Source organism: Rhizobium sp. ERR 942 (genome assembly GCF_007828395.1).
In the GTDB taxonomy this organism is placed as follows: domain Bacteria; phylum Pseudomonadota; class Alphaproteobacteria; order Rhizobiales; family Rhizobiaceae; genus Rhizobium; species Rhizobium dioscoreae.
Window position 1 is genome coordinate 1,075,357 of sequence record NZ_VIUA01000001.1, and the last position, 21,261, is coordinate 1,096,617.

Below are 21,261 nucleotides of genomic sequence, written 5' to 3' on the forward strand. Positions count from 1 at the left end.
CTTTCTTCACCTGCCGTATTCGCAATAAAAAGAGAGAGGCGCCGCGGTACGACCGCGGCGCCTCTTCCATTTCAGGCTGGTTCATCTGATGGCGTCGAGTTCGTTGAGATCCAACGCGTTCTCGAATTCGTCGCGACTGTAGATTGCAAAATCCGCTTCAGTTGATTCCTTGAACTTGTATGGGTTCTCCACCAGCTTCAGCAGGCTCCATTGCGGGAACCGGTTTGCGATGTCCGTCGTGAATTTGCGGTGCCGGACATGCGACGCGCCGCGAATATCCGGGCCGTCGAAATTGGAGGCGTAGATAATCACATAGCGCTGCGGCAGAGAGAAAAGCTGGTCGAGGTAATTGACGTAAATATTGTCGTCAACCAAATGGTAGAGGACGTCGAGCGACAAGGCGCAGTCATAGGCGTCCTCGTGCATTTCCCAGTCAAGCGACTGATCGCCCAGCCAGACGAAATTGTAGTTCGGCTTATCCCTGTACATCATCATCGTGCGTTCGATGACCGTCTTGGAGACATCGAAGCCGGTATAGCGGTCGAACGAGAAGTATTTCAGCTGATTGCCGTCGCCGGAGCCCATCTCCGCGAAGGATTTCAGCCCTTTCTTCCGGGCGAAGCTATTCAGAAACTGTCCCTTGTATTTGGCGAGCACATCATAAGAGCCGGCACCCGAATTGCCGCCACTGCGGTAACGGCCTTCCCAATAGCCGGTGGAGTCAAAGGAAGGCGCAGCTTCCGATCGACGCATCGGCTGTTCCAGCGGTGTAACGGGAGCAAGTCGCTCCACAGATGGCGTCGGGATGGGCTGCGGCTGTGTCGGATAGGGCTGCTGCATCGGCTGCATCGCCACCTCGGCAACCGGCACGGCTTCGCGAACCTGCTGCACCGATATGGCCTGCGGAATAGGTGCGGGTTGCTGGGCCTGATGTGTGGCAGCCGGCCGCTGCGCCAGCCAGAGTGGAACGGGCCGCTTCATAGGCGAGCCGGCCTGCTGTTCCAGGGATGCCCAATTCAAGGTTTTGGGTGCTTCGGCTACCTGGTCGCCCATGACGATATCGAGTTCGCGCAGCTGCTTGGCGAGCGGGAATTTGTCGTGGACATATTGCGTCCATTGATGGGTCTGACCGGCAATGATCTTTTCGACGGCCTCATCCACCGATGAGAAGCGGATTTCGTCGGGCCAGAATTCTTCCGCACCGGGATAGTCATGGATCACCGGCAGGGCGCCGACAGCCATGGCTTCGGCGATGTTATAACCAAAGCTCTCGTGCACCGAGGTCGACAGTATCACGCCCTTGTCGGCGAGGAACGCCGGCATGTTGCGCTGCCAGCCATGGAAGAAGACGTTGCGGGTAAGGCCGAGCTTTTCCGTCGTGCGCTTCAGGTACGGCATCATGACGTACTCCTCCTGTTCGCCGGCCACATGCAGCGTGTAGGAAGGATCGCGCTTCACCAGCGAGTGCATGATTTGCAGGAACAGCGGCTGGTTCTTGCGCATGAAGGGCTTGGCGGCCCAGGCGATCTTCTTCTTATCGAGCGAAGGGATCGGCTTGAACTTGTCGAGATTGAGGCCGTTCCACACGACGTGGGTACGGGTTTTCTGGGTGACCTGAGGTGCCCTGAGTTTCAGGACACGCAGCATGTCATGGGACACCAGAATCAGATCATCGATGGCGCCGAAATCGATACGATCGGGAAAATTCGATTCGACGATCTCGAAGCGATGCCAGCGCGCGATGACACGCTTGCCGCGCCGCTTGATGTTCTGGTTGATCGCGTGGACGAAGAGTTCGTTGCAGAATTCGAACCAGACGATGTCGGCCCATTCCACAGCCGTCTCGATCTCCTTGAAAGTCTTCGGCTGTATGGCCATAACTTTGTAGGTCTTCGACAGATGTTGGAATATGTCGCCGATGAAGCTATCGACTTCGATGATTATGGCCAGCTTTTTCTTCTGATGCATCTTCTGCTACCGTAAAAGAGACGAGTGGTTCTTAGTCTCGACCTGACGGACGACACGACCGACCTTCGTGTCCGCCGAGCACCGACGTTCTTGGCAATATTCTGAACGCGCGATTGTCCCCCGCACAGAAATCCCAGCCCCGAGATTATGCCGACCAACTTTCGCGAGGCTGGATTGCTCGAAATGCGTTCTGGGCGACGGTGTTCCGGGCGGCAGGCGGCCTTTGATTTCCTGCACAAGCTTCGCAAAAGGAATGGTGGCCAAAGTGCCGATCAAACGAGCTCGATCGCGAGCGAATCTCCGGGAGCCATGTCGTCTGACTGCTTTCCTCGGATCGGGCCGTTACTTGGGGTTCGGAATTAGGGAACAGTCCACATGTCATTGGCAGCGAACAGCTTGCATAAGCCCGCCTACGAAGTGCATCCGGCGAGCCAGATACAATGGTCCGATGCGCCGCCGCTGACCCAGGACATGTTGAACGGCACATTTTGGAGCCTTGGCGACGTCAACCGCGGGATGTTCTCTCGCTTCATGGTTTTGGCGCCTGAGGGCATGATCGGCAATTATTTCGATCCCGCCGTCGATTTCTGGCATGTGATGGCCGGTCGGCTTTGCCTGATCGACAGAGATGGGCTGCCGTCGGTCATTTTCGATTCTGCCCATATCGAGGACGGCAATCTCATGGCATTGGCGGGCCGGGGCGTTATTGGAGGTGTCGATAGCACCTATCTGCTGGTGCCGGCCGATCACCCACCGCATCCGCTGTTTTCAACGCCCGTAGGTGTCGAGCGCAAGGCCAAGTTCCTCGTGCAGCCGCAGGAAGGGCTTAGGCGTCCCAATCTCGTTGTCGTGCCCGCCGGTTCGAAGTCGCTCCATCCGCGCTGGTTTGAGAAGATCAATGATGCCTCGCGCAACTGGGATCTCTGCATCGGCTATTATGGTGCCGAGACGCCGGAAGTATCCAATAGCCCCTACGAATATCTGGCGCATCTGCCGAAGACCAAGAAGTTCAAGATCATCTACGACCTCTTCCATCAAGGCAGCCCGCTTTGGAATTATGAGCGAATCTGGCTGCCGGATGACGATCTGCTGTGCGACGGCGAGGACATCAACAGGATGTTCCACCTGTCGCACAAGCATGGTCTGGATCTGGCACAGCCGTCCCTCAAAAAAGGACCGGGCTCTTATCCCAATCATCCTTTGACGGTTCAGCGACCCAACAGCGTCGTGCGTTTCGAGGGTTTCGTCGAAATCATGTGCCCGGTCTTCTCGCGGCGTGCGCTGCAAATCTGCATCGAGTCCATGAAGGATGTCGAATCCGGATACGGTCTCGATCATCTTTGGCCGTCATTCCTCGGACGGCCGGCGGCGCGCATGGCGATTATCGATGCCATTTCCGTCGCTCACACGCGGCCGCTAGGCGCGACCTACAACGTCAATGCAGCGGTGGAAGAACAGGCTGCACTCTTCAGGACGTATCAATATACGCCGCTGAAATATGCTGGCGTCTGGTAGCGTGCCTGGATTTTCCAAGCGCCGCCGACAGATCCGCGCCGTCACCCGCATATATCCAATTCCGTTTGGCACCTTCGATTGCAGCCGCGACCGAGATTTGGTGGTAGCGAGAGTTTTAGAGCATGATTGATTTTTCCAAGGTAGATTTATTGATCGTCGGTGCCGGCTTCTACGGCGCGACGATCGCGGAGCGGGTCGCGAACGAACTCCAGAAGAACGTGCTTCTGATCGACCGGCGCAGCCATATCGGCGGCAATGCCTATAGCGAGTTCGACGGCGAGACCGGGATCGAGGTTCACCGCTATGGTGCGCATCTCTTCCATACACCGAACGAAGTGGTCTGGACCTATCTCAACAGATTTACCGCTTTCACCGACTATAAGCATCGCGTCTATTCGACCTACCGCGATCAGGTCTATTCAATGCCGATCAATCTCGGAACGATCTCGCAGTTCTTTAACCGGCGCCTTTCGCCCGACCAGGCGAAGGCCCTGATTGCGGATCAGGCGGCAGAAATGGCGGGCCGTCATCCGGCCAATCTGGAAGAGAAGGCGATTTCGCTGATCGGCCGGCCCTTGTACGAGGCGTTCATCCGTGGCTATACGGCCAAGCAGTGGCAGACGGATCCGCGCGACCTGCCCGAACATATCATCACGCGCCTGCCGGTCCGCTACACTTTCGACAACCGCTACTTCAACGACAAATATGAAGGCCTGCCGGTCGACGGCTATACCGCGATCTTCGAGAGGATGCTGAAGCATCCGAAAATCCAGATCGCCCTCGATGTCGATTTCTTTTCGTTGAAATCCTCGCTGCCGGCCGATCTGCCGATCGTCTATACCGGCCCGATCGATCGCTACTTCGACTATTCCGAGGGTGAGTTGGGCTGGCGTACCATCGACTTCGAGAGGGAGACGCTGAATACCGGCGATTTCCAGGGGATGGCGGTCATGAATTATGCCGACGAGACGATCCCCTACACCCGTATCCTGGAGTTTCGCCACTTCAATCCGGAGCGCAGCTATCAGAATGAGAAGACGGTCGTGGTGCGGGAATATTCGCGCTCGGCCAAGCGCGCCGACGAGCCTTACTATCCAATCGATACGCGTCAGGACAAGGAGGTCTTCCTGCGCTATCGCGACCGCGCCGAGGCAGAGACCAATGTCCATTTCGGCGGGCGGCTCGGCACCTACCGTTATCTAGACATGCACCAGGCGATCGGCGCGGCCTTGAAGGCGTTCGAAAGCCGCATCGTCCCGCATTTCACCGAGGGGCGTGCTATCGGTGGTGAGAAATAGAGGGCTGCAGGCGCCGGCTCACTTTCGGCATGCTTTGAAGACGCGGCCGAGGGAAGATCCCTGTGGAAGCACTTGAATGATAAAAGAAAGCCCGGCAACCGGGCTTTCTTTTTCCTTAGGATCGTCTGCGACGTTCGCGTGCCGGGGCCGCGCCGCCTTCGTTGGCGGTCTTGTTGCGCAGGGGACCGATCCGTTCGATGATCGTCTCCAGCGTCGGGCGAGGCCCGGCTACGTAGCTGTCCAGCGCCTCCCGCATGGCGGCGAGATGGCCGCAGGAGGTGCCGCAGCAGCCGCCGATGATCTTGGCGCCGGCATCGCGGGCAAGGCGGGCATAATCGGCCATCAGCGGCGGCGTGCCGGAATAATGGATTTCGGCGCCGCGATATTCGGGAATGCCGCAATTGCCCTTGACGATGACGATCGCGGAAGCATCCGCTTCAGTCATGTCGAGAAGGCTGGAGAGGATGTCGGAAGCGCCGACGCCGCAATTGGCGCCGACGGCGAGCGGCCCTTCGCCGATATCGGTGGCGACGGCATGAATGTCCTTCGGATGCAGGCCCATCATGGTCTTGCCGGCCGTGTCGAACGAGCCGGTATAGGTATAGGGCAGGCCGACCTTGGCAGCGGCTTCTGCTGCAGCCCGGATTTCTTCCGGCGATGACATGGTTTCGATCCAGGCGACATCGGCACCACCCGCCTGCAGGCCTTCCATCTGCTCGACGAAAGCGGCGACGGCATCTTCATAGGTCAGGGCGCCGAGCGGCATGAGCAACTCGCCGGTCGGCCCGACGGAGCCGCCGACGATGACCTTGCGGTCGGCCTTGTCAGCGACGGCGCGGGCGATCTCGGCGGCTGTCTTGTTGAGGCTATGCACGCGATCCTGCGCATGATGGAGCTTCAAGCGATGACGGGTGCCGCCGAAGGTGTTGGTGAGGATGATATCGGCGCCGGCATCGACGAAATCCTGATGCAGCTTCGTGATCCGGTCCGGATGCTGTTCGTTCCAGAGCTCGGGCGCTTCACCTGCCTCCAAGCCCATGGCAAAGAGGTTGGTGCCGGTTGCGCCGTCGGCAAGCAGTACGCCCTTTTCGGCGAGAAGATCGGTCAGCGGATTGGTGGCGACGGTCATAGTGCGTCCTCGGATACGTCAGATGTTCGGATATCAAATGCAGATATAAACATTTCTTTATGTGAACACAACGACAAGATGGCTACCCATATGTCGACACGGCCATGGCGGCAGAAAAAAGCGCCCCGGTGAGGGCGCTCTATCGTTTGGGATGAAGATCAGCCGCTAGGCTGCCGCCATCTCTGCCGTCTCGTGCGATGTCGGCGTGACCATGGCGGCGATGATGCTTTGCAGATCGATCGTGCCGATAGGCTTGCCACCCGCATCCATGACGACGGCGCCGGTCTGGCCCGCCTCGGTGATCTGTTTGGCGGCGACTTCCAGTGTCATGTCGCCGGGTACGCGTGCGCCGCCCGGCTCGCCGGCAAGCGGCTTCATGATGGTCTGGGCTTGGATGACGCGACCGCGGTTCACCTCCTTCACGAAGGCTGTGATATAGTCGTCGGCCGGCTGCAGCACGATCTCCTGGCCAGTGCCCTGCTGCACGACCTTGCCGTCGCGCAGGATCGCGATCTTGTCGCCAAGGCGCAGCGCCTCGTCGAGATCGTGGGTAATGAAGACGACGGTCTTTTTCAGCTCCTTCTGCAGATCGAGGAGGACGGTCTGCATATCGACGCGGATCAACGGATCGAGCGCCGAATAAGCTTCGTCCATCAGAAGGATATCGGCATCGTTCGTCAGTGCGCGGGCAAGTCCGACGCGCTGCTGCATGCCGCCGGAAAGCTGGTTCGGAAAGTGCCTTTCGAAGCCCTTGAGCCCGACACGCTCGATCCAGTACTGACCCTTCTTCTCGCTCTCGGAGCGCGGCACGCCCTGGATATCCAGGCCGTAGACCGTGTTCTCGATGACGGTGCGGTGCGGCAGCAGCGCGAATTTCTGGAACACCATCGCCGTTTTGTGGCGGCGGAATTCGCGCAGGTCGTTTTCGCTCATCTTGCAGACGTCAACGCCGTCATAGAGCACTTCGCCGACCGTCGGCTCGATCAGCCGGTTGATATGGCGGATCAGCGTCGACTTGCCCGAGCCGGACAGGCCCATGACGACGGTGATGGCGCCGGCCGGCATGTCGATGTTGATATCCTGCAGGCCGAGCACATGGCCATGCGTTTCATTGAGCTCGGCCTTGCCCAAGCCGTTCTTGACCTGATCGATATAATCGCGTCCGCGAGGACCGAAAATCTTATAGAGGCTTTTGATCTGGATCGCGTGACTAGCCATGAATGACCTCCGAGTGCTTCTGGAGCCTTCTGCCATAGGCTTGGCTCGTACGGTCGAAAATGATGGCAATGGCAACCAGCGCGAAACCGTTGAGGAAGCCGACGGTGAAGAACTGGTTGTTGATCGCCTGCAGCGTGTTCTTGCCGAGACCGCCGACCCCAACCATGGAGGCGACGACGACCATGGCCAGCGACATCATGATGGTCTGGTTGATACCGGCCATGATGGTGGGCAGCGCAAGTGGGATCTGCACGTTGAACAGCTTCTGGCGATGCGACGACCCGAAGGCGTCGGCGGCTTCCAGCACCTCCTTGTCCACGAGGCGGATGCCGAGATTGGTCAGACGGATCATGGGCGGAACGGCGTAGATGACGACGGCGATGAGACCCGGCACCTTGCCGATGCCGAAGATGACGACGACCGGAATGAGATAGACGAAGCTCGGCATGGTCTGCATGACGTCGAGGATCGGATTGACGATCGACTGCAGGCGGTCCGAACGCGCCATCAGGATGCCGATCGGCAGGCCGATGACGATGGCGATGAGCGTACAGACGGTGACCATGGCAAGCGTGACCATCGTGTCGGTCCAGAGGCCGAAGATGCCGATGAGGATCATGGAGATCGCTGTGCCGGCAACGATTCTAAGGTTGCGGCTTGCCGCATAGACCACGAGCATCATCACGATGAGCACGATGAACCAGGGCGTGTTGGTGAAAGCCCATTCGAGATAGTTCAGAAACCATTGCAGCGGCTGCACGATGGCGTCGATGAGCGTGCCGTAGGCGCGTACGGACGCCCTGAAGCCGTCATCGATATTCTTGCGTGCGAGACGGATGATTGACTCGTCTATTGCCGGAAAGTTGCAGAGCACATTCGGCAGGATCGTACACTGGATAGCCATGTATTTCCCCTTCTTAGTCCGGTTTTGTCCCGCTCCACGCGTGTGGCCTTCACGCGTGGATGGCTTGCAGCGCTGCGACCGGTTCTTCAGGCTGCCCCTGCATTCTTACTATATTCGCCACCATCAATCTGCACTCGTTGCGACCTTGCGCCATGTCACTCTGTCGGTATGAGGGTCATTCGGGTTGCACTGTGCGAATGTAAAATCGGCGGCAGGCACAAGGCCGCCGCCGATTCCGCAGCATGGATTAGAGCGAAGCCTTGATCTTGGTGGCAACGTCCGGGGCAACCCACTTGGTCCACATATCGGGGTAGGTCTTGAGGAAGTACTTGGCGCCGTCCTCGTTCGTGCCCTGATTGTCGGTCATCCAGGCGAGAACCTTGCCAACCGTGGCATTATCCCATTTGCGGGTCTTCATATAGTCCATGGCAATGCCGGCCTTGGCCGCAAAGTCCTTGGTGACGACGGTGTAGACATCCGAAACCGGATAGGAGTTCACCTTCGGATTGGCGCAGTCCTGTTGCGACGTGCAGGCATCCCATTCCTTCTTGTCATGCGGCACGTTGAAGCTCAGACGAACCATGTCGTACTTGCCGAGGATCGCGGTCGGCGCCCAGTAGTAACCGAGCCAGCCGGTCTTCTTTTCGAAGGCGTTGGCGATCGAACCGTCCAAACCTGCGGCCGAGCCGGTGTCGACGAGAGTAAAGCCAAGCTTGTCGGCGCCGAGAGCCTTGTAAAGGTTGGTCGTGGAGATCTGGCAGTTCCAGCCTGCCGGGCAGTCATAGACGGCGCCCTTGGATGGATCTTCCGGGGCCGGGAAAAGTTCAGGATGCTTCAGCGCGTCCTGAACGGTCTTGATGTCGGGATGCGCGTCGGCGACGAACTTCGGAATCCACCAGCCTTCGACGCCGCCATCGCTCAAAAGCGGTGCAGCCACGATCAGACGGCCTTCCGATACGGCCTTGTCGAGCGCGGTGCGCACGGCATTGACCCAAAGCTCGGGTGCGACGTCAGGCTGACCTTTTTCGTTCATGGAGGTAAAGGTCGGCTGTGTATCGCCGGTTACCAGGGTGACATTGCAGCCGTAACCGTTCTGCAGGATGATCTTGTCGACCTGCGCGGCAACGCCTGCGGATGCCCAGTTCATTTCAGCGATGGATACGCTGCCGCAATCTGCGGCCTGCGCCGAGCCAGCCAAAGCATAGGCGCCGAATGCAAAAATGGCTGAAGCGAGAAGCTTCTTCATTGATATCGTCTCCCAATTTTTCGTTACGTTGCGGAAATCGACTCCAACGCGTTCGATTTCTGTCGATCCCCTGTCAGCGCGGTCTGATTGCAACCGTTCATACGCCGCTGACGACGCCCGTACGGTCCCCTTTGCTGCTGTCGTGCATTTGGTCTTTTTGCGACCGCCGAATTCTGTCGCGGCCGGGCATTCTTTGCATCGACATCAATCAGCGTAAGGATTTGGATGAAGAAATCAACAGCCCATCGGGTAATGGACGTTATCGTGCCTCTTGGAGAAGCTTAAATAAGCGCCTGAATTAGCCTGTTTTCTGCCATTCGTGGCTGCAAAACGTCCATTACATGGCTTCCTCAAAGCTCTGTTGCTCAGACGGATTTGAATGGCGCTTAAATCTCGCGTCCCTGGAAGACGTTTTATATCTTATTTGCGCCGTTTACGCTTTCTCAACGCAAAGAGGAAAATTTTCAAAAAATTTTCAGATTCACTCTAATTTAAGCACTTAATAACCCTCCAGTAACGATGTCCGTTTATCAATCGATGCGTGGCGGGGGACATACCGCTGCTTCCCTGGATCAGGTATTGCGTACCGGGGAAAGCGAACCTTGCGGTGTATGTGCAGGGAAGCCGGCGTTTTTGGCAAACCGCGTCGATCTCCGGATCGCGCGGTTTTCGCGCTTTAGAGGGTGCCTTTACGAGGCAGTTTGATCTGCCCGAAGCGGCACCCGTTCCATCTCGATAACGATCAAAAATAAAGCCGCCGATGCTATCGCATGGCGGCTTCTCATGTGTCGGCTAGCGGCTTGACGCGCTATTAGCCAACATTATAGGTGCGGATGAAGCCAACCGTACCGAAGCGCGTATCGAGCTGCTGCAGGCGGCTCTCCGGGCGGCGAACCGGAAGCTTGCCATTCCAGGCGATCTGAATGGAATTCTGTCTGTTGAAGATGAAGAGCATTGGGGTATCCTCCGACCCGGACCGGCCGGTTTCGTTGTTTGTTTTCGCGATGGAGATAATCCTCTTCCGCGTAACTCACAATGGATGAAATCGTCATCCAATGTCGCAAACAGAGCATGTTTGAGGGTGGTGCATTTTTGTATCGTGCTCGCTCTTTCCGGAGGCTCGGGATCGCGGCAGAATCAAGGCGGAATCTAGCGTTTTCAGTGGCTGTGGCGCATCGAGGTGGTGGGGAATGACAAGAGCGATCATGCTGCAGGGAACCGGCTCCGATGTCGGAAAAACGGTATTAGTCGCAGGTCTGTGTCGGCTGTTCGCAAACAGAGGCGTGAGGGTGCGCCCGTTCAAGCCGCAGAATATGTCCAACAATGCCGCCGTTGCGGAGGATGGCGGCGAGATCGGGCGCGCCCAATGGCTGCAGTCGCTTGCGGCGCGGGTGCCATCATCGGTTCACATGAATCCGGTGCTGTTGAAGCCGCAATCGGAAACCGGCAGCCAGATCATCGTACAGGGCAAGGTCTGGGGCCATGCCAAGGGCAGGGACTATCAGGCGCTGAAGCCGCAGCTGCTTGGTGCCGTACTCGAAAGCTTCGCCACGATGCGGGCAGGAACCGATCTCGTTGTCGTCGAGGGAGCTGGTTCGCCTGCCGAGATCAATCTTCGACGCGGCGATATCGCCAATATGGGCTTTGCGACACGCGCCAATGTCCCCGTCGTGCTGGTCGGTGACATAGACCGCGGCGGCGTAATCGCGTCACTGGTCGGCACGTATCATATATTGCCGGAGGAAGACCGGCGAATGATCCGTGGCTATCTGATCAACAAGTTCCGTGGCGATGTCTCCTTGTTCGGTGAGGGCATAGAGGCCATCGGCGGCTTCACTGGCTGGCAATGCCATGGCGTCGTGCCGTGGCTGAAGGCGGCGGCGCGTCTGCCGGCGGAGGATTCCGTTGTGCTGGAGCGGCTTGCTCGTGGCTCGTCCGGCGCGCTCAAGGTCGCCGTGCCGGTGCTGTCGCGGATTGCCAATTTCGACGATCTTGACCCGCTGCGAGCCGAGCCCGATGTCGATCTGGTTTTCGTTCGCGCTGGAGAGCGTTTGCCCGCCGATGCAGGGCTTGTGGTGCTACCTGGCTCGAAGTCTACGATCGGTGACCTTCTCGATCTGCGTGAGCATGGGTGGGATCGCGATATTGCTGCCCATGTGCGCCGCGGCGGTCGCGTCATCGGCATTTGCGGCGGCTATCAGATGCTCGGTCATACCGTTTACGATCCGCTCGGTATCGAGGGATCGGTGACCGAGACGCCCGGATTGGGTCTTTTGGATATCGAGACGGAAATGGCTCCAGAAAAGACGGTACGGAATAGCACTGCCGTTTCCAAGGAATATGATGTGCCGCTATCGGGCTATGAAATCCATCTTGGCGTCACGCGGGGTCCGGACTGCGAGCGGCCATCGACCATGATCGACGGGCGGCCCGATGGAGCCATATCGCCGGATGGCCGTGTTATGGGCACTTACCTGCATGGTCTTTTCGGCAGCGATGCTTACCGGGCGAAGCTGCTGGCAAGCTTCGGTCTTTCCGGCGAGCGCATGAACTATCGCGCCAGCGTCGATGCGGCGCTGGACGAAGTTGCGGCAGAGCTGGAAAGTGTACTCGATCCCGCCTGGCTCGACGGTCTGGTCGCCTAAAGTTCCCCCGACACTTCCCGCCGCCGGCGGTCGAGTTCTTCGCTGTAGCGGCGCAGCGTATAGCTCTCCGTCAGCAGACCGATGACTTTACGCTCGATCAAATCGTTGACCACAACGAGCGCTTCGCTCTTGGTCTGGTCGAACATCGCGGCTGCCTGCTTGGCGTTCATTTGCGGCTGCAGGAATTCGTTACGCAGCCGGATGAAATCGGAAAGGCCGTGCTCCTCGTCGTCTTTTTCGATCGGGCTCGCATAGACGTCGGGCACGAGAACCATTCCGGAATATTTCTCGTTCTTGTCGATCAGGATGACGCGCTGCGCCGAGCCGATCGGAAAATTCTTGCGGAATTCCTCGATGCTCATGTCGATGCTGCCCGTGTGCACGTCGGGGCGCATCATGCGGGCGACAGTGAGATTGCGGATCCACCCGACGTCGTGGGCGCTGCGGATGCTCTCGCCACGCAAATGGAAGCGCCATGTGGCGAAGGAGTAGCCGAAGGTCGTGCGCACCACGAGCGACGAGGTGATGACGGCGGCCAGCACCAGGGCAGTGATCGGAAAGTCCCCGGTGATTTCAAGCGCCAGGAAGGTCATGGTCAGCGGGCCGCCGATGATGGCAACGGCCAGCGAGCTCATGCCGACGACGGCATAGACGACCGGCGTCAGCGTGGCATGATCGAAATAGGGTGCACAATAAGCGAAGATCTTGCCGAGCAGCGCGCCCATGAACAGCGAAGCGAAGAAGAGGCCGCCTCTGAAGCCGGAGCCGATCGATATTGCGGAGGCGAGCGATTTCAGCAGGAATAGACCCAGCAAGGCGCCCAGCGTCACGTCCGTAGACAGATTGAGATGCAGCGCGCCATGGCCGGCAGACAGGACCTGCGGCGAAATCAGCGCCAGTGTTCCGACGACCAGCCCGCCGAGCGCGGGCCGGAAAGGCGGCGCGATGGAACTCTTGCGTGCCAATTCTTCGACCCAGGCGACGCCCTGCATGATCAGGATGCCGATACCGGCGCAGAAGGCGCCGAGCAGGATGGCAGGAAGATAATCCGCCGGAACGATCGCCCCGAAATGATCGATATCGATGGCAAAATCGTCGCCGGCGAGCAGTCTTGCTATCATGGTTGATATCAGCGCCGAGACGACGACGGGTGTGAGCGTCACGATCGAATAGCTGCCGATGATCAGCTCGAAGGCGTAAAAGGCGCCCGTCAGCGGCGCATTGAAAGCTGCGGCGATGGCGCCAGCCGCGCCGCAGCCGACGAGCATGCGCAGGTCCGCGCGGCGCATCTGCATCTTGTAGCCGAATTTGGAGGCAATGCCGGCAGCGAGCTGCGTGTAGCCTGCTTCGAGCCCGACAGAGGCGCCGAATCCGTTCGAGATCAGGTTCTGCACGGCGACGATGATGCTGTCGGTCAGCGACATGCGGCCGCCATGCAGCGCATTGGCTTCGATCGGGTCGACCATCGGCTTCTTGCGCGTGCGCGACAATACGTAAAGGAGAATGCCGAGAATGATGCCGCCGGCGATCGGCGCGATGAACAACACCGATTTGTCGGGAATCGCCATTGCTGCCGAACTCAAGCGTTCGTAGTCGGTTATACCGTAGATGACGCTGTGAAGCTTGCGCGAGATATAGCTCATCGCGGTGACGGCACAGCCGGACGCTATTCCCACCAGCGCGCCGGCAAAAACAAGTCCCAGCTCGCCACGGCGCAGCAATGCCCTGAAGCGACCGAGATCGAATAGGACCGAGAAGACGCCGAGACGTCGCGGTTGGAATTTCTGCAGCATTGGAAGCGGACGATACGTTTTGCTCGAATGTGAGGGCTTACCCTCTATAAACTCCTAACATCAAAGAAATACGGCAAAAAAGCCGCTGGTTTTATGGGAATTTTCAACCGAATTCGCAATCAGGATGGCGCAGGTCGCATCCATGCCCTTGATTGACTTGAACTCAGTGAAAGCCTAATCATTGCGGCATAACGAATGGTTCCTGAGCGGCGATCTGCCGCATGGGATGAAAAGGGAATGTGAAGGGGCGGACCCAATCCGGGCGTTCTCATCACAGCCGACCCCGCGACTGTAGAGCGGTCAGGGTCTTTCGTTCGGTTTGAAGTCTATTTCGTCGATGGTTCGCATGGGGCGAACGGGGCGGGGCAGGCGCAAATCGAAAAAGCCACTGGTGTGGCATCATGATTAACCGGGGCTGGACGCCTCTTATTCTACGAATCGTCCGCCTTTTCATGATGCATTGCCGGGAAGGTGAGAAAGATCCGCTGGCGCACGATCGGGGGCGACCGGTTTCGGTCCGCCCCCGTCGCGGCGCCTCATCCGCGAGCCAGGAGACCTGCCATGCGTGCCGGGCGCAGAGCCTGTTTTGGGACGCGAGTTCCGCTGCCAGCACGGAGGTTGTCATGGCGCAAGACGAGTTTTCGGCGTGTAGGCGCCTGTTTCCCGGTTCCAGCGACGTGCTGCCGACCCTCGCTTTTGCTCGAGAGCGGGCATAACGCATGTCGTCTTCGATTTCCCAAGCGATCTTCGTCCTTGGCGGCGCGCGTTCCGGCAAATCCAGGTTTGCCGAATCTCTGGTTTCGGACACTGGTCTTGAACGTCACTATGTGGCGACAGGGCAGGCGTGGGATGACGAGATGCGCGAGCGCATCGCCAAGCATCGTGCCGATCGCGGCGATCTATGGCAGACGCATGAGGAGCCGATGGATCTCGTCGGACAGCTTGCCGCTATCGACGCGGAGGGGCGGGCGGTGCTTATCGACTGCCTGACGCTCTGGGTGACGAATCTGATGATGGCCGAGCGGGATATGGCGGCAGAATTTGCCGCTCTCACTGCATTTCTGTCGACTGCACGATCGAGACTCGTTCTCGTTTCCAACGAGGTGGGCTTGGGAATCGTACCAGAAAATCGCATGGCGCGCGAATTTCGCGACCATGCCGGCCGCCTGCACCAGATGGTCGCGGCGGCAAGTGCCGAAGTTTATTTTATCGCAGCGGGCCTGCCGCTGAAAATGAAGGGCTGATCCATATGAACCAGGAAAAGATTCCCGCCACCGTCATCACCGGCTTCCTGGGAGCCGGCAAGACGACGATGATCCGCAACCTCCTGCAGAATGCCGGCGGCAAGAAGATCGCGCTGATCATCAACGAATTCGGCGATCTTGGCGTCGATGGCGATGTGCTGAAGGGCTGCGGAGCGGAGAACTGCACGGAAGATGACATCATCGAGCTGACCAATGGCTGCATCTGCTGCACTGTCGCCGATGATTTCATTCCCACCATGACGAAGCTTCTGGAGCGCGATGCGCGCCCGGATCATATCGTTATCGAGACCTCGGGCCTCGCGCTGCCGCAGCCGCTGGTCGCCGCCTTCAACTGGCCTGATATTCGTACGCACGTTACCGTCGACGGCGTCATCACGGTGGTCGACAGCGCGGCTGTTGCCGCCGGCCGTTTCGCCGACGATCACGACGCCGTAGAGGCTGCTCGCGTCGAGGATGACTCGCTCGATCACGAAAGCCCGATCGAGGAGCTGTTCGAGGATCAGCTGACCTGCGCCGATCTGATCGTGCTCAACAAGACCGATCTGATCGACACCGACGGACTCGGCCGCGTGCGCGCCGAAGTTGCCTCGCGCACGGCCCGCAAGCCGACGATCATCGAGGCGAAGAACGGCGACGTGCCGGCCGCCGTCCTGCTCGGCCTCGGGATCGGCACGGAAGACGATATCGTCAACCGCAAATCTCATCACGAGCTGGAGCACGAGGATGGCACGCCACATGACCACGACGAGTTCGACAGCTTCGTCGTCGAACTCGGCCCGATTGCTGATCCCGCTACTTTCGTCGAGGCGCTGAAGGGCGTGATTGCGGAGCATGATGTGCTGCGCCTCAAGGGCTTCGTCGATGTCCCCGGCAAGCCCATGCGCCTGCAGCTTCAGGCCGTCGGCAGCCGCATCGACACCTATTTCGATCGCGCCTGGACGCCGGGTGAAGCCCGCGCGACCCGGCTTGTCGTGATCGGCCTGCACGAGATGGACGAGACGATCGTTCGCAAGGCGATCGAAGCATTGGTCTAAGGGAAATCCATGCACCTTCTCCTGGCTCAAAAGGGAACCATCAGCGACGGAGAGGAGGCGATCGATCTCGGGCAGTCGCCCGGCGATATCCTCTTTCTGTCGGCTGCCGATACCGAGCTTGCGGCTATTGCCGCGGCCCACGGAGAGGGCGGCCGTTCCCTTCGGCTTGCAAGCCTGATGAGCCTCAAGCATCCGATGTCCGTCGATACCTATATCGAGAGAACGGCGCGGCATGCGAAGCTCATCATCGTGCGGGCGCTCGGAGGAGCAAGCTACTTCCACTATGCGCTGGAAGCGCTGCATGCCTGTGCAGCGCGCCAGGGTGCCTTGATCGCGGTGCTGCCGGGAGATTCGAAACCCGATCCCGGGCTAACGCCATTTTCCAACGTCGCACTCGATGATCTCAATGCGCTCTGGTCCTATCTGATCGAGGGCGGCGAGGCGAATTCGCGGGCGTTTCTCGCCTATGCCGAGGCGATGCTCTCAGGCGCCGAGAAGCCGATGCCCGCCGTACCCTTGATGAAGGCCGGGATCTGGTGGCCAGGGCGGGGCGTGATCGGCGTCGAAGAGTGGCGGAGAGTCTCCAAAGCGGAGATGGTGATCCCTGCAGGATTCGAACCTCCGACGGTCGCGATTTCCTTCTATCGCGCGTTGGTTCAGAGCGGCGAAACCAAACCGATCGAAGCCATGATAGAGGCGCTCATTGCCGAGGGCATGCGGCCGTTGCCGGTTTTTGCCTATAGCCTAAAGGACGCCGTGTCCGTCGGCATTCTTGAAAGCGTCTTTACCGAGCTGAAGCCCGGCGTGGTCATCAATGCGACAGGCTTTGCCGTTTCGGCGCCCGGTGCAGATCGTCAGGCGACGGTGCTGGAAACGGGCGACGCCGTCGTTCTGCAGGCCATCTTCTCGGCTTCATCGAAGGAGGCATGGGAAGCATCCTCGCAGGGGCTTTCGGCGCGCGATCTCGGCATGAACGTGGCGCTCCCCGAGGTTGACGGGCGCGTTCTCGCCCGCGCCGTGTCCTTCAAGGCTGCGGCCCGCTATGATGAAAGGGTCGAGGCCAATATCGTTGCCAGCGAGCCACTTCAGGATCGCATGCGCTATACGGCGCGGCTTGCAGCCAATTGGGCGCGGCTGCGCAATACGCTGCCCGGCGATCGCCGTGTTGCGCTTGTCATGGCGAACTATCCCAATCGCGATGGTCGCCTGGGCAATGGCGTCGGGCTCGATACGCCGGCCGGCACGATCGAAGTGCTGAAGGCGATGCGGGCGGCCGGCTACGGCGTTGCCGATCTGCCTGCCGACGGCGATGCGCTGATGCGGCACTTGGCGGAAGGGCCGACAAATTCGGGGTACGATGGCCGCGTGGTCCGCGAGAGGCTTTCCTTCAGCGACTACAAGCATTTTTTCTCGTCGCTTCCCAAACAGATTCAGGATGAGATTACGGCGCGGTGGGGCGGACCGGCGGCGGATCCTTACGCGATTGGTGACGGCTTTGCCCTGCCGTTCGCCCGCTTCGGGGATGTGCTCGTTGGTATCCAGCCGGCGCGCGGCTACAATATCGATCCGAAGGAGAGCTACCATTCTCCCGATCTCGTGCCGCCGCACGGCTATCTTGCCTTCTATGCCTTCCTGCGCCGCTCTTTCGATGCGCATGCGGTCATTCACATGGGCAAGCACGGCAATCTCGAATGGCTGCCGGGCAAGGCGTTGGCGCTGTCGGAAAATTGCTATCCGGAAGCAATCCTCGGACCACTGCCGAACCTCTATCCCTTCATCGTCAACGATCCCGGCGAGGGCACGCAGGCCAAGCGCCGCACGAGCGCCGTCATCATCGATCACCTGACGCCGCCGCTGACGCGTGCCGAAAGCTATGGCCCGCTGAAGGATCTGGAAGCGCTGGTTGACGAATATTACGAGGCTTCCGGCGGCGATCCCCGCCGCATCCGTCTGCTGCGTAAACAGATCCTCGATCTCGTCGCCGATATCGGGCTAGATCAGGATGCCGGCATCGCCAAGGGCGAGGGCGAGGACGAGGCCTTGCGCAAGCTCGATGCCTATCTCTGCGACCTCAAGGAAATGCAGATCCGCGATGGGTTGCACATTTTCGGCGTCTCGCCCGCTGGGCGGTTGTTGACGGATTTGACGGTGGCGCTGGCAAGGGTGCCGCGCGGGCTGGGCGAGGGTGGCGATCAGAGTCTGCAGCGGGCGATTGCTCGGGATGCTTTTGAGGGTGCAGAGCATAGGGAGGGTGCGGCACCCCCCTCTGTCGCTTTCGCGACATCTCCCCCACAAGGGGGGAGATCGGTGGTCCGCGGAGCTTCCTCGGATCAAACCAAGATCGAATCCGCTGATGTTGTCGATAAAGGGGCAGGAGAGACGGGCGGCATACTCCCACCAATCTCCCCCCTTGTGGGGGAGATGTCAGCGAAGCTGACAGAGGGGGGTATCCCTCCGAACAAGCCATTCGACCCGCTAGACTGTGACATGGCCGCCGAATGGACCGGCCCGCGCCCCACAATTCTCCAAGACATCTCCGACGCCTCCTGGCGCACACAGGGCGATACCGTCGAGCGCATCGAACTCCTGGCCGCAGAACTCGTGAATGGCGAAACGGCCTGCCCGGAGAACTGGCCCAACACTCGCATGGTTCTCGGCGAGATTGGCTCGAAGCTCCAGCCTTCCATTCTCGCTTGCGGCGACGCGGAAATCGCAGCTCTGCTCAAGGGCCTCGACGGTCGTTTCGTACCTCCCGGCCCATCCGGCGCACCGACTCGTGGCCGGCCGGATGTTCTGCCGACGGGGCGCAATTTCTATTCGGTCGACAGCCGTGCGGTTCCGACGCCGGCTGCCTATGAGCTTGGCAAGAAATCGGCCGAATTGCTCATCCGCCGCTATGTTCAGGATCATGGCGAATGGCCCGTTTCCTTCGGCCTGACAGCCTGGGGCACATCGAACATGCGCACGGGTGGCGACGATATCGCGCAGGCGCTGGCGTTGATTGGTGTCAAGCCGGTCTGGGACATGACCTCACGCCGCGTCACCGGCTATGAGATCATCCCGCCTGCCATGCTCCGGCGGCCGCGAGTCGATGTCACACTGCGCATCTCCGGCTTTTTCCGTGATGCGTTTCCCGAGCAGATCGCCTTGTTCGATAGGGCGGTCCGCGCGGTCGGCATGCTCGATGAGGATGCAACGGATAATCCGATTGCGGCGCGTATGCGCGGCGAGATCGCGCGGCTTGAGGTCGCCGGGTTGGACACCGCGTCTGCCAGTCGTCGTGCGGGCTATCGCATCTTCGGGTCGAAACCCGGCGCTTATGGAGCTGGTTTACAGGCGCTGATCGATGAGAAAGGCTGGGAGCGGCGCGCGGATCTGGCGGAGGCCTATCTCGTCTGGGGCAGCTATGCCTATGGCGCCGGCGAGGAGGGCAGGGTGGAGCGGGGCGTCTTCGAAGAGCGTTTGCGTTCGATCCAGGCGGTCGTGCAGAACCAGGACAATCGCGAGCACGATCTGCTCGACAGCGACGATTACTATCAGTTCGAGGGCGGCATGGCGGCAGCGGCCGAGCAGCTTGGCGGCGCGCGTCCCTCGATCTATCATAACGACCATTCGAGGCCGGAAAAGCCTGTAATCCGCTCGCTTGAAGAGGAGATCGGTCGGGTCGTGCGCGGGCGCGTCGTCAACCCCAAGTGGATCGAGGGCATCATGCGCCATGGCTACAAGGGCGCCTTCGAAATTGCGGCAACGGTAGATTATCTCTTTGCCTTCGCAGCGACGACCGGTGCGGTCCGCAATCATCATTTCGAGGCCGTCTATCAGGCCTTCGTTATTGATCAGCGCGTGCGTGATTTCATGGCAGAGAAGAATCCGGCTGCACTCAGGGAGATGCGAGAACGTCTGCTCGAGGCGATCGATCGCCAGCTTTGGACACCGAGAAGCAATTCGGCGCGGTTCGATTTGGAAAGCCTGAAGGAGGGCCGGGAGGCGGCGGTATGAGTACGGTCGACGAGCTTCTGACCGCCTTTCGGGATTATCTGCAATCGCGCAGTGATCCAGTGCTACGGCATTTCATTGAAGGCTTCGACTGGTCGATGAAGAAGCGCTTGCTCGTGCCGCAGGACTTGCCCGTCGTCGATTATCTTCGAAAACATGATCGGTCTCGCGATGGGGCGGAAGGCGTGCTGCTTGGCAGGCTCTTTCAAGCCGCGGACGAATTGCATTGGGCACAGACCTACAGCATCACCGATTTCGGCGCGGATTTCCTCGAGAGATACGGCTGGGTCGAGCTTTTTGGCACGCGCGGGCATTTCACAAACAAAGAAATGGCCGGCGGTTTTCTCTTGCTTGGTCCCGGCGTGCACTATCCGGATCATCATCACGAGGCGGAGGAAATCTATATTCCTCTGACCGACGGCTCGCTATGGAGCAAGGATGCCCAACCGTTCCTGCCGCGCTGGTCGGGTGAGATCATCCATCACCCCTCGAACATTCGCCACGCGATGCGCACGGAAGATCAGCCGCTTGTCGCGCTCTACCTCTGGCGCGGCGGGCCGCTGGCACAGAAATCGATCATATCAGGGAGAATGCAATGAGCGACGAATTGGCCGAAACCGGCGCGGGCGTGCCGAAGAACGACGATGCCCGTCACGCCGACAAGATGGCCAAGAAGAAGGCCGCGCGCGACAAAATCATGGCGACCAAGACCGACGAGAAGGGCTTGATCATTGTCCATACAGGCAAGGGCAAGGGAAAATCCTCCTCCGCCTTCGGTATGATCTTCCGCCACATCGCCCATGGAAAGCCGAGCGCGGTGGTGCAGTTCATCAAGGGCGCCATGTGGACCGGCGAGCGCGACCTGATCGAGAAGCATTTCTCCGACCTCTGCCAGTTCCATACGATGGGCGAGGGCTTTACCTGGGAGACGCAGGACCGTGCCCGCGACGTGGCGGCGGCCACGGCTGCCTGGGAAAAGGCCAAGGAACTGATCCGCGATGAGCGCAACTCCATGGTGCTGCTGGATGAGATCAATATCGCGCTTCGTTACGATTACCTCGACATCAACGAGGTGCTGGAGTTCCTCAAGAACGAAAAGCCTTACATGACCCATGTCGTCTTGACGGGCCGCAACGCCAAGGAAGAGCTGATCGAGATTGCCGATCTCGTAACCGAGATGGAATTGATCAAGCACCCTTTCCGCTCGGGTATCAAAGGGCAGCCGGGCGTCGAGTTCTGATCGCGGGCGG

General features: G+C 59.5%; 15 protein-coding genes and 1 riboswitch. Of the genes, 8 read left to right on the forward strand and 7 right to left on the reverse strand.

Annotated features, from left to right (window positions below; translation table 11 throughout):
- Positions 1-81: 81 nt before the first annotated feature.
- Positions 82-1,968 carry a glycosyltransferase gene (locus FBZ97_RS05410; RefSeq protein ID WP_145317039.1) on the reverse strand — a complete coding sequence of 629 codons (1,887 nt, stop codon included), beginning with the start codon at positions 1,966-1,968 and terminating at the stop codon, positions 82-84.
- A 375-nt stretch (positions 1,969-2,343) separates the two neighbouring features.
- Here FBZ97_RS05410 and FBZ97_RS05415 point away from each other — a divergent pair, with 375 nt between their 5' ends.
- Both FBZ97_RS05415 and glf read left to right on the forward strand, forming a co-directional pair.
- Positions 2,344-3,483: a hypothetical protein gene (locus FBZ97_RS05415; RefSeq protein ID WP_145317042.1), complete on the forward strand. Its 1,140-nt coding sequence runs from the start codon at positions 2,344-2,346 to the stop codon at positions 3,481-3,483.
- A gap of 122 nt (positions 3,484-3,605) precedes the next feature.
- Positions 3,606-4,781: a UDP-galactopyranose mutase gene (gene glf, locus FBZ97_RS05420; RefSeq protein ID WP_145317043.1), complete on the forward strand. Its 1,176-nt coding sequence runs from the start codon at positions 3,606-3,608 to the stop codon at positions 4,779-4,781.
- Positions 4,782-4,896: 115 nt separating this feature from the next.
- Here the strand turns inward: glf and bmt are convergent, their stop codons facing one another.
- From bmt to FBZ97_RS34310, 5 genes are all read right to left on the reverse strand, one after another.
- Entirely contained in the window at positions 4,897-5,910 is a 1,014-nt protein-coding gene (gene bmt, locus FBZ97_RS05425) for a betaine--homocysteine S-methyltransferase (protein ID WP_112721137.1), read from the reverse strand.
- A 165-nt stretch (positions 5,911-6,075) separates the two neighbouring features.
- On the reverse strand, positions 6,076-7,128 hold the full coding sequence (locus tag FBZ97_RS05430; protein ID WP_113390290.1) for a glycine betaine/L-proline ABC transporter ATP-binding protein: 1,053 nt from the start codon (positions 7,126-7,128) through the stop codon (positions 6,076-6,078).
- Entirely contained in the window at positions 7,121-8,032 is a 912-nt protein-coding gene (locus FBZ97_RS05435) for a proline/glycine betaine ABC transporter permease (protein ID WP_069613158.1), read from the reverse strand. Before FBZ97_RS05435 ends, FBZ97_RS05430 begins: the two co-directional genes overlap by 8 nt.
- A gap of 247 nt (positions 8,033-8,279) precedes the next feature.
- Positions 8,280-9,278: an ABC transporter substrate-binding protein gene (locus FBZ97_RS05440; RefSeq protein WP_069613157.1), complete on the reverse strand. Its 999-nt coding sequence runs from the start codon at positions 9,276-9,278 to the stop codon at positions 8,280-8,282.
- Between the two features lie 811 nt (positions 9,279-10,089).
- Positions 10,090-10,233 (reverse strand): hypothetical protein, encoded by a 144-nt coding sequence (locus FBZ97_RS34310; protein WP_173002442.1) that lies wholly within the window; start codon positions 10,231-10,233, stop codon positions 10,090-10,092.
- 235 nt (positions 10,234-10,468) lie between these two features.
- Here FBZ97_RS34310 and FBZ97_RS05445 point away from each other — a divergent pair, with 235 nt between their 5' ends.
- Positions 10,469-11,923, forward strand: a complete 1,455-nt coding sequence (locus FBZ97_RS05445) for a cobyric acid synthase (protein WP_145317045.1) — start codon at positions 10,469-10,471, stop codon at positions 11,921-11,923.
- Here the strand turns inward: FBZ97_RS05445 and FBZ97_RS05450 are convergent.
- On the reverse strand, positions 11,920-13,716 hold the full coding sequence (locus FBZ97_RS05450; protein WP_145317047.1) for a chloride channel protein: 1,797 nt from the start codon (positions 13,714-13,716) through the stop codon (positions 11,920-11,922). The genes FBZ97_RS05445 and FBZ97_RS05450 overlap by 4 nt on opposite strands.
- A gap of 179 nt (positions 13,717-13,895) precedes the next feature.
- Positions 13,896-14,295, forward strand: a riboswitch (cobalamin riboswitch).
- A 140-nt stretch (positions 14,296-14,435) separates the two neighbouring features.
- Here FBZ97_RS05450 and cobU point away from each other — a divergent pair.
- Genes cobU through cobO form a run of 5 tightly spaced genes read left to right on the forward strand, consistent with a single transcriptional unit; the run spans position 14,436 to position 21,251 of the window.
- The gene (cobU, locus tag FBZ97_RS05455) at positions 14,436-14,960 is read left to right on the forward strand and encodes a bifunctional adenosylcobinamide kinase/adenosylcobinamide-phosphate guanylyltransferase (protein WP_145317049.1); all 525 of its coding nucleotides are present in this window, start codon (positions 14,436-14,438) and stop codon (positions 14,958-14,960) included.
- 5 nt (positions 14,961-14,965) lie between these two features.
- Positions 14,966-16,015, forward strand: coding sequence for a cobalamin biosynthesis protein CobW (cobW, locus tag FBZ97_RS05460; RefSeq protein ID WP_145317051.1), 1,050 nt, complete (start codon positions 14,966-14,968; stop codon positions 16,013-16,015).
- Positions 16,016-16,024: 9 nt separating this feature from the next.
- The gene (gene cobN, locus FBZ97_RS05465) at positions 16,025-20,014 is read left to right on the forward strand and encodes a cobaltochelatase subunit CobN (RefSeq protein ID WP_145317053.1); all 3,990 of its coding nucleotides are present in this window, start codon (positions 16,025-16,027) and stop codon (positions 20,012-20,014) included.
- Positions 20,011-20,610 carry a dimethylsulfonioproprionate lyase family protein gene (locus FBZ97_RS05470; RefSeq protein ID WP_145317055.1) on the forward strand — a complete coding sequence of 200 codons (600 nt, stop codon included), beginning with the start codon at positions 20,011-20,013 and terminating at the stop codon, positions 20,608-20,610. Before cobN ends, FBZ97_RS05470 begins: the two co-directional genes overlap by 4 nt.
- Positions 20,607-21,251, forward strand: a complete 645-nt coding sequence (cobO, locus tag FBZ97_RS05475; protein WP_113333029.1) for a cob(I)yrinic acid a,c-diamide adenosyltransferase — start codon at positions 20,607-20,609, stop codon at positions 21,249-21,251. The genes FBZ97_RS05470 and cobO overlap by 4 nt, the downstream gene beginning before the upstream one ends.
- The last annotated feature ends 10 nt before the right edge of the window (positions 21,252-21,261 follow it).

Coding starts and splice junctions, on each gene's coding strand:
- FBZ97_RS05430 (WP_113390290.1), bottom strand. CDS start 7,128: ATGGCTAGTCACGCGATCCAGATCAAAAGCCTCTATAAGATTTTCGGT.
- bmt (WP_112721137.1), bottom strand. CDS start 5,910: ATGACCGTCGCCACCAATCCGCTGACCGATCTTCTCGCCGAAAAGGGC.
- FBZ97_RS05410 (WP_145317039.1), bottom strand. CDS start 1,968: ATGCATCAGAAGAAAAAGCTGGCCATAATCATCGAAGTCGATAGCTTC.
- glf (WP_145317043.1), top strand. CDS start 3,606: ATGATTGATTTTTCCAAGGTAGATTTATTGATCGTCGGTGCCGGCTTC.
- FBZ97_RS05440 (WP_069613157.1), bottom strand. CDS start 9,278: ATGAAGAAGCTTCTCGCTTCAGCCATTTTTGCATTCGGCGCCTATGCT.
- FBZ97_RS34310 (WP_173002442.1), bottom strand. CDS start 10,233: ATGCTCTTCATCTTCAACAGACAGAATTCCATTCAGATCGCCTGGAAT.
- FBZ97_RS05445 (WP_145317045.1), top strand. CDS start 10,469: ATGACAAGAGCGATCATGCTGCAGGGAACCGGCTCCGATGTCGGAAAA.
- FBZ97_RS05415 (WP_145317042.1), top strand. CDS start 2,344: ATGTCATTGGCAGCGAACAGCTTGCATAAGCCCGCCTACGAAGTGCAT.
- FBZ97_RS05450 (WP_145317047.1), bottom strand. CDS start 13,716: ATGCTGCAGAAATTCCAACCGCGACGTCTCGGCGTCTTCTCGGTCCTA.
- cobU (WP_145317049.1), top strand. CDS start 14,436: ATGTCGTCTTCGATTTCCCAAGCGATCTTCGTCCTTGGCGGCGCGCGT.
- FBZ97_RS05470 (WP_145317055.1), top strand. CDS start 20,011: ATGAGTACGGTCGACGAGCTTCTGACCGCCTTTCGGGATTATCTGCAA.
- cobW (WP_145317051.1), top strand. CDS start 14,966: ATGAACCAGGAAAAGATTCCCGCCACCGTCATCACCGGCTTCCTGGGA.
- cobN (WP_145317053.1), top strand. CDS start 16,025: ATGCACCTTCTCCTGGCTCAAAAGGGAACCATCAGCGACGGAGAGGAG.
- FBZ97_RS05435 (WP_069613158.1), bottom strand. CDS start 8,032: ATGGCTATCCAGTGTACGATCCTGCCGAATGTGCTCTGCAACTTTCCG.
- cobO (WP_113333029.1), top strand. CDS start 20,607: ATGAGCGACGAATTGGCCGAAACCGGCGCGGGCGTGCCGAAGAACGAC.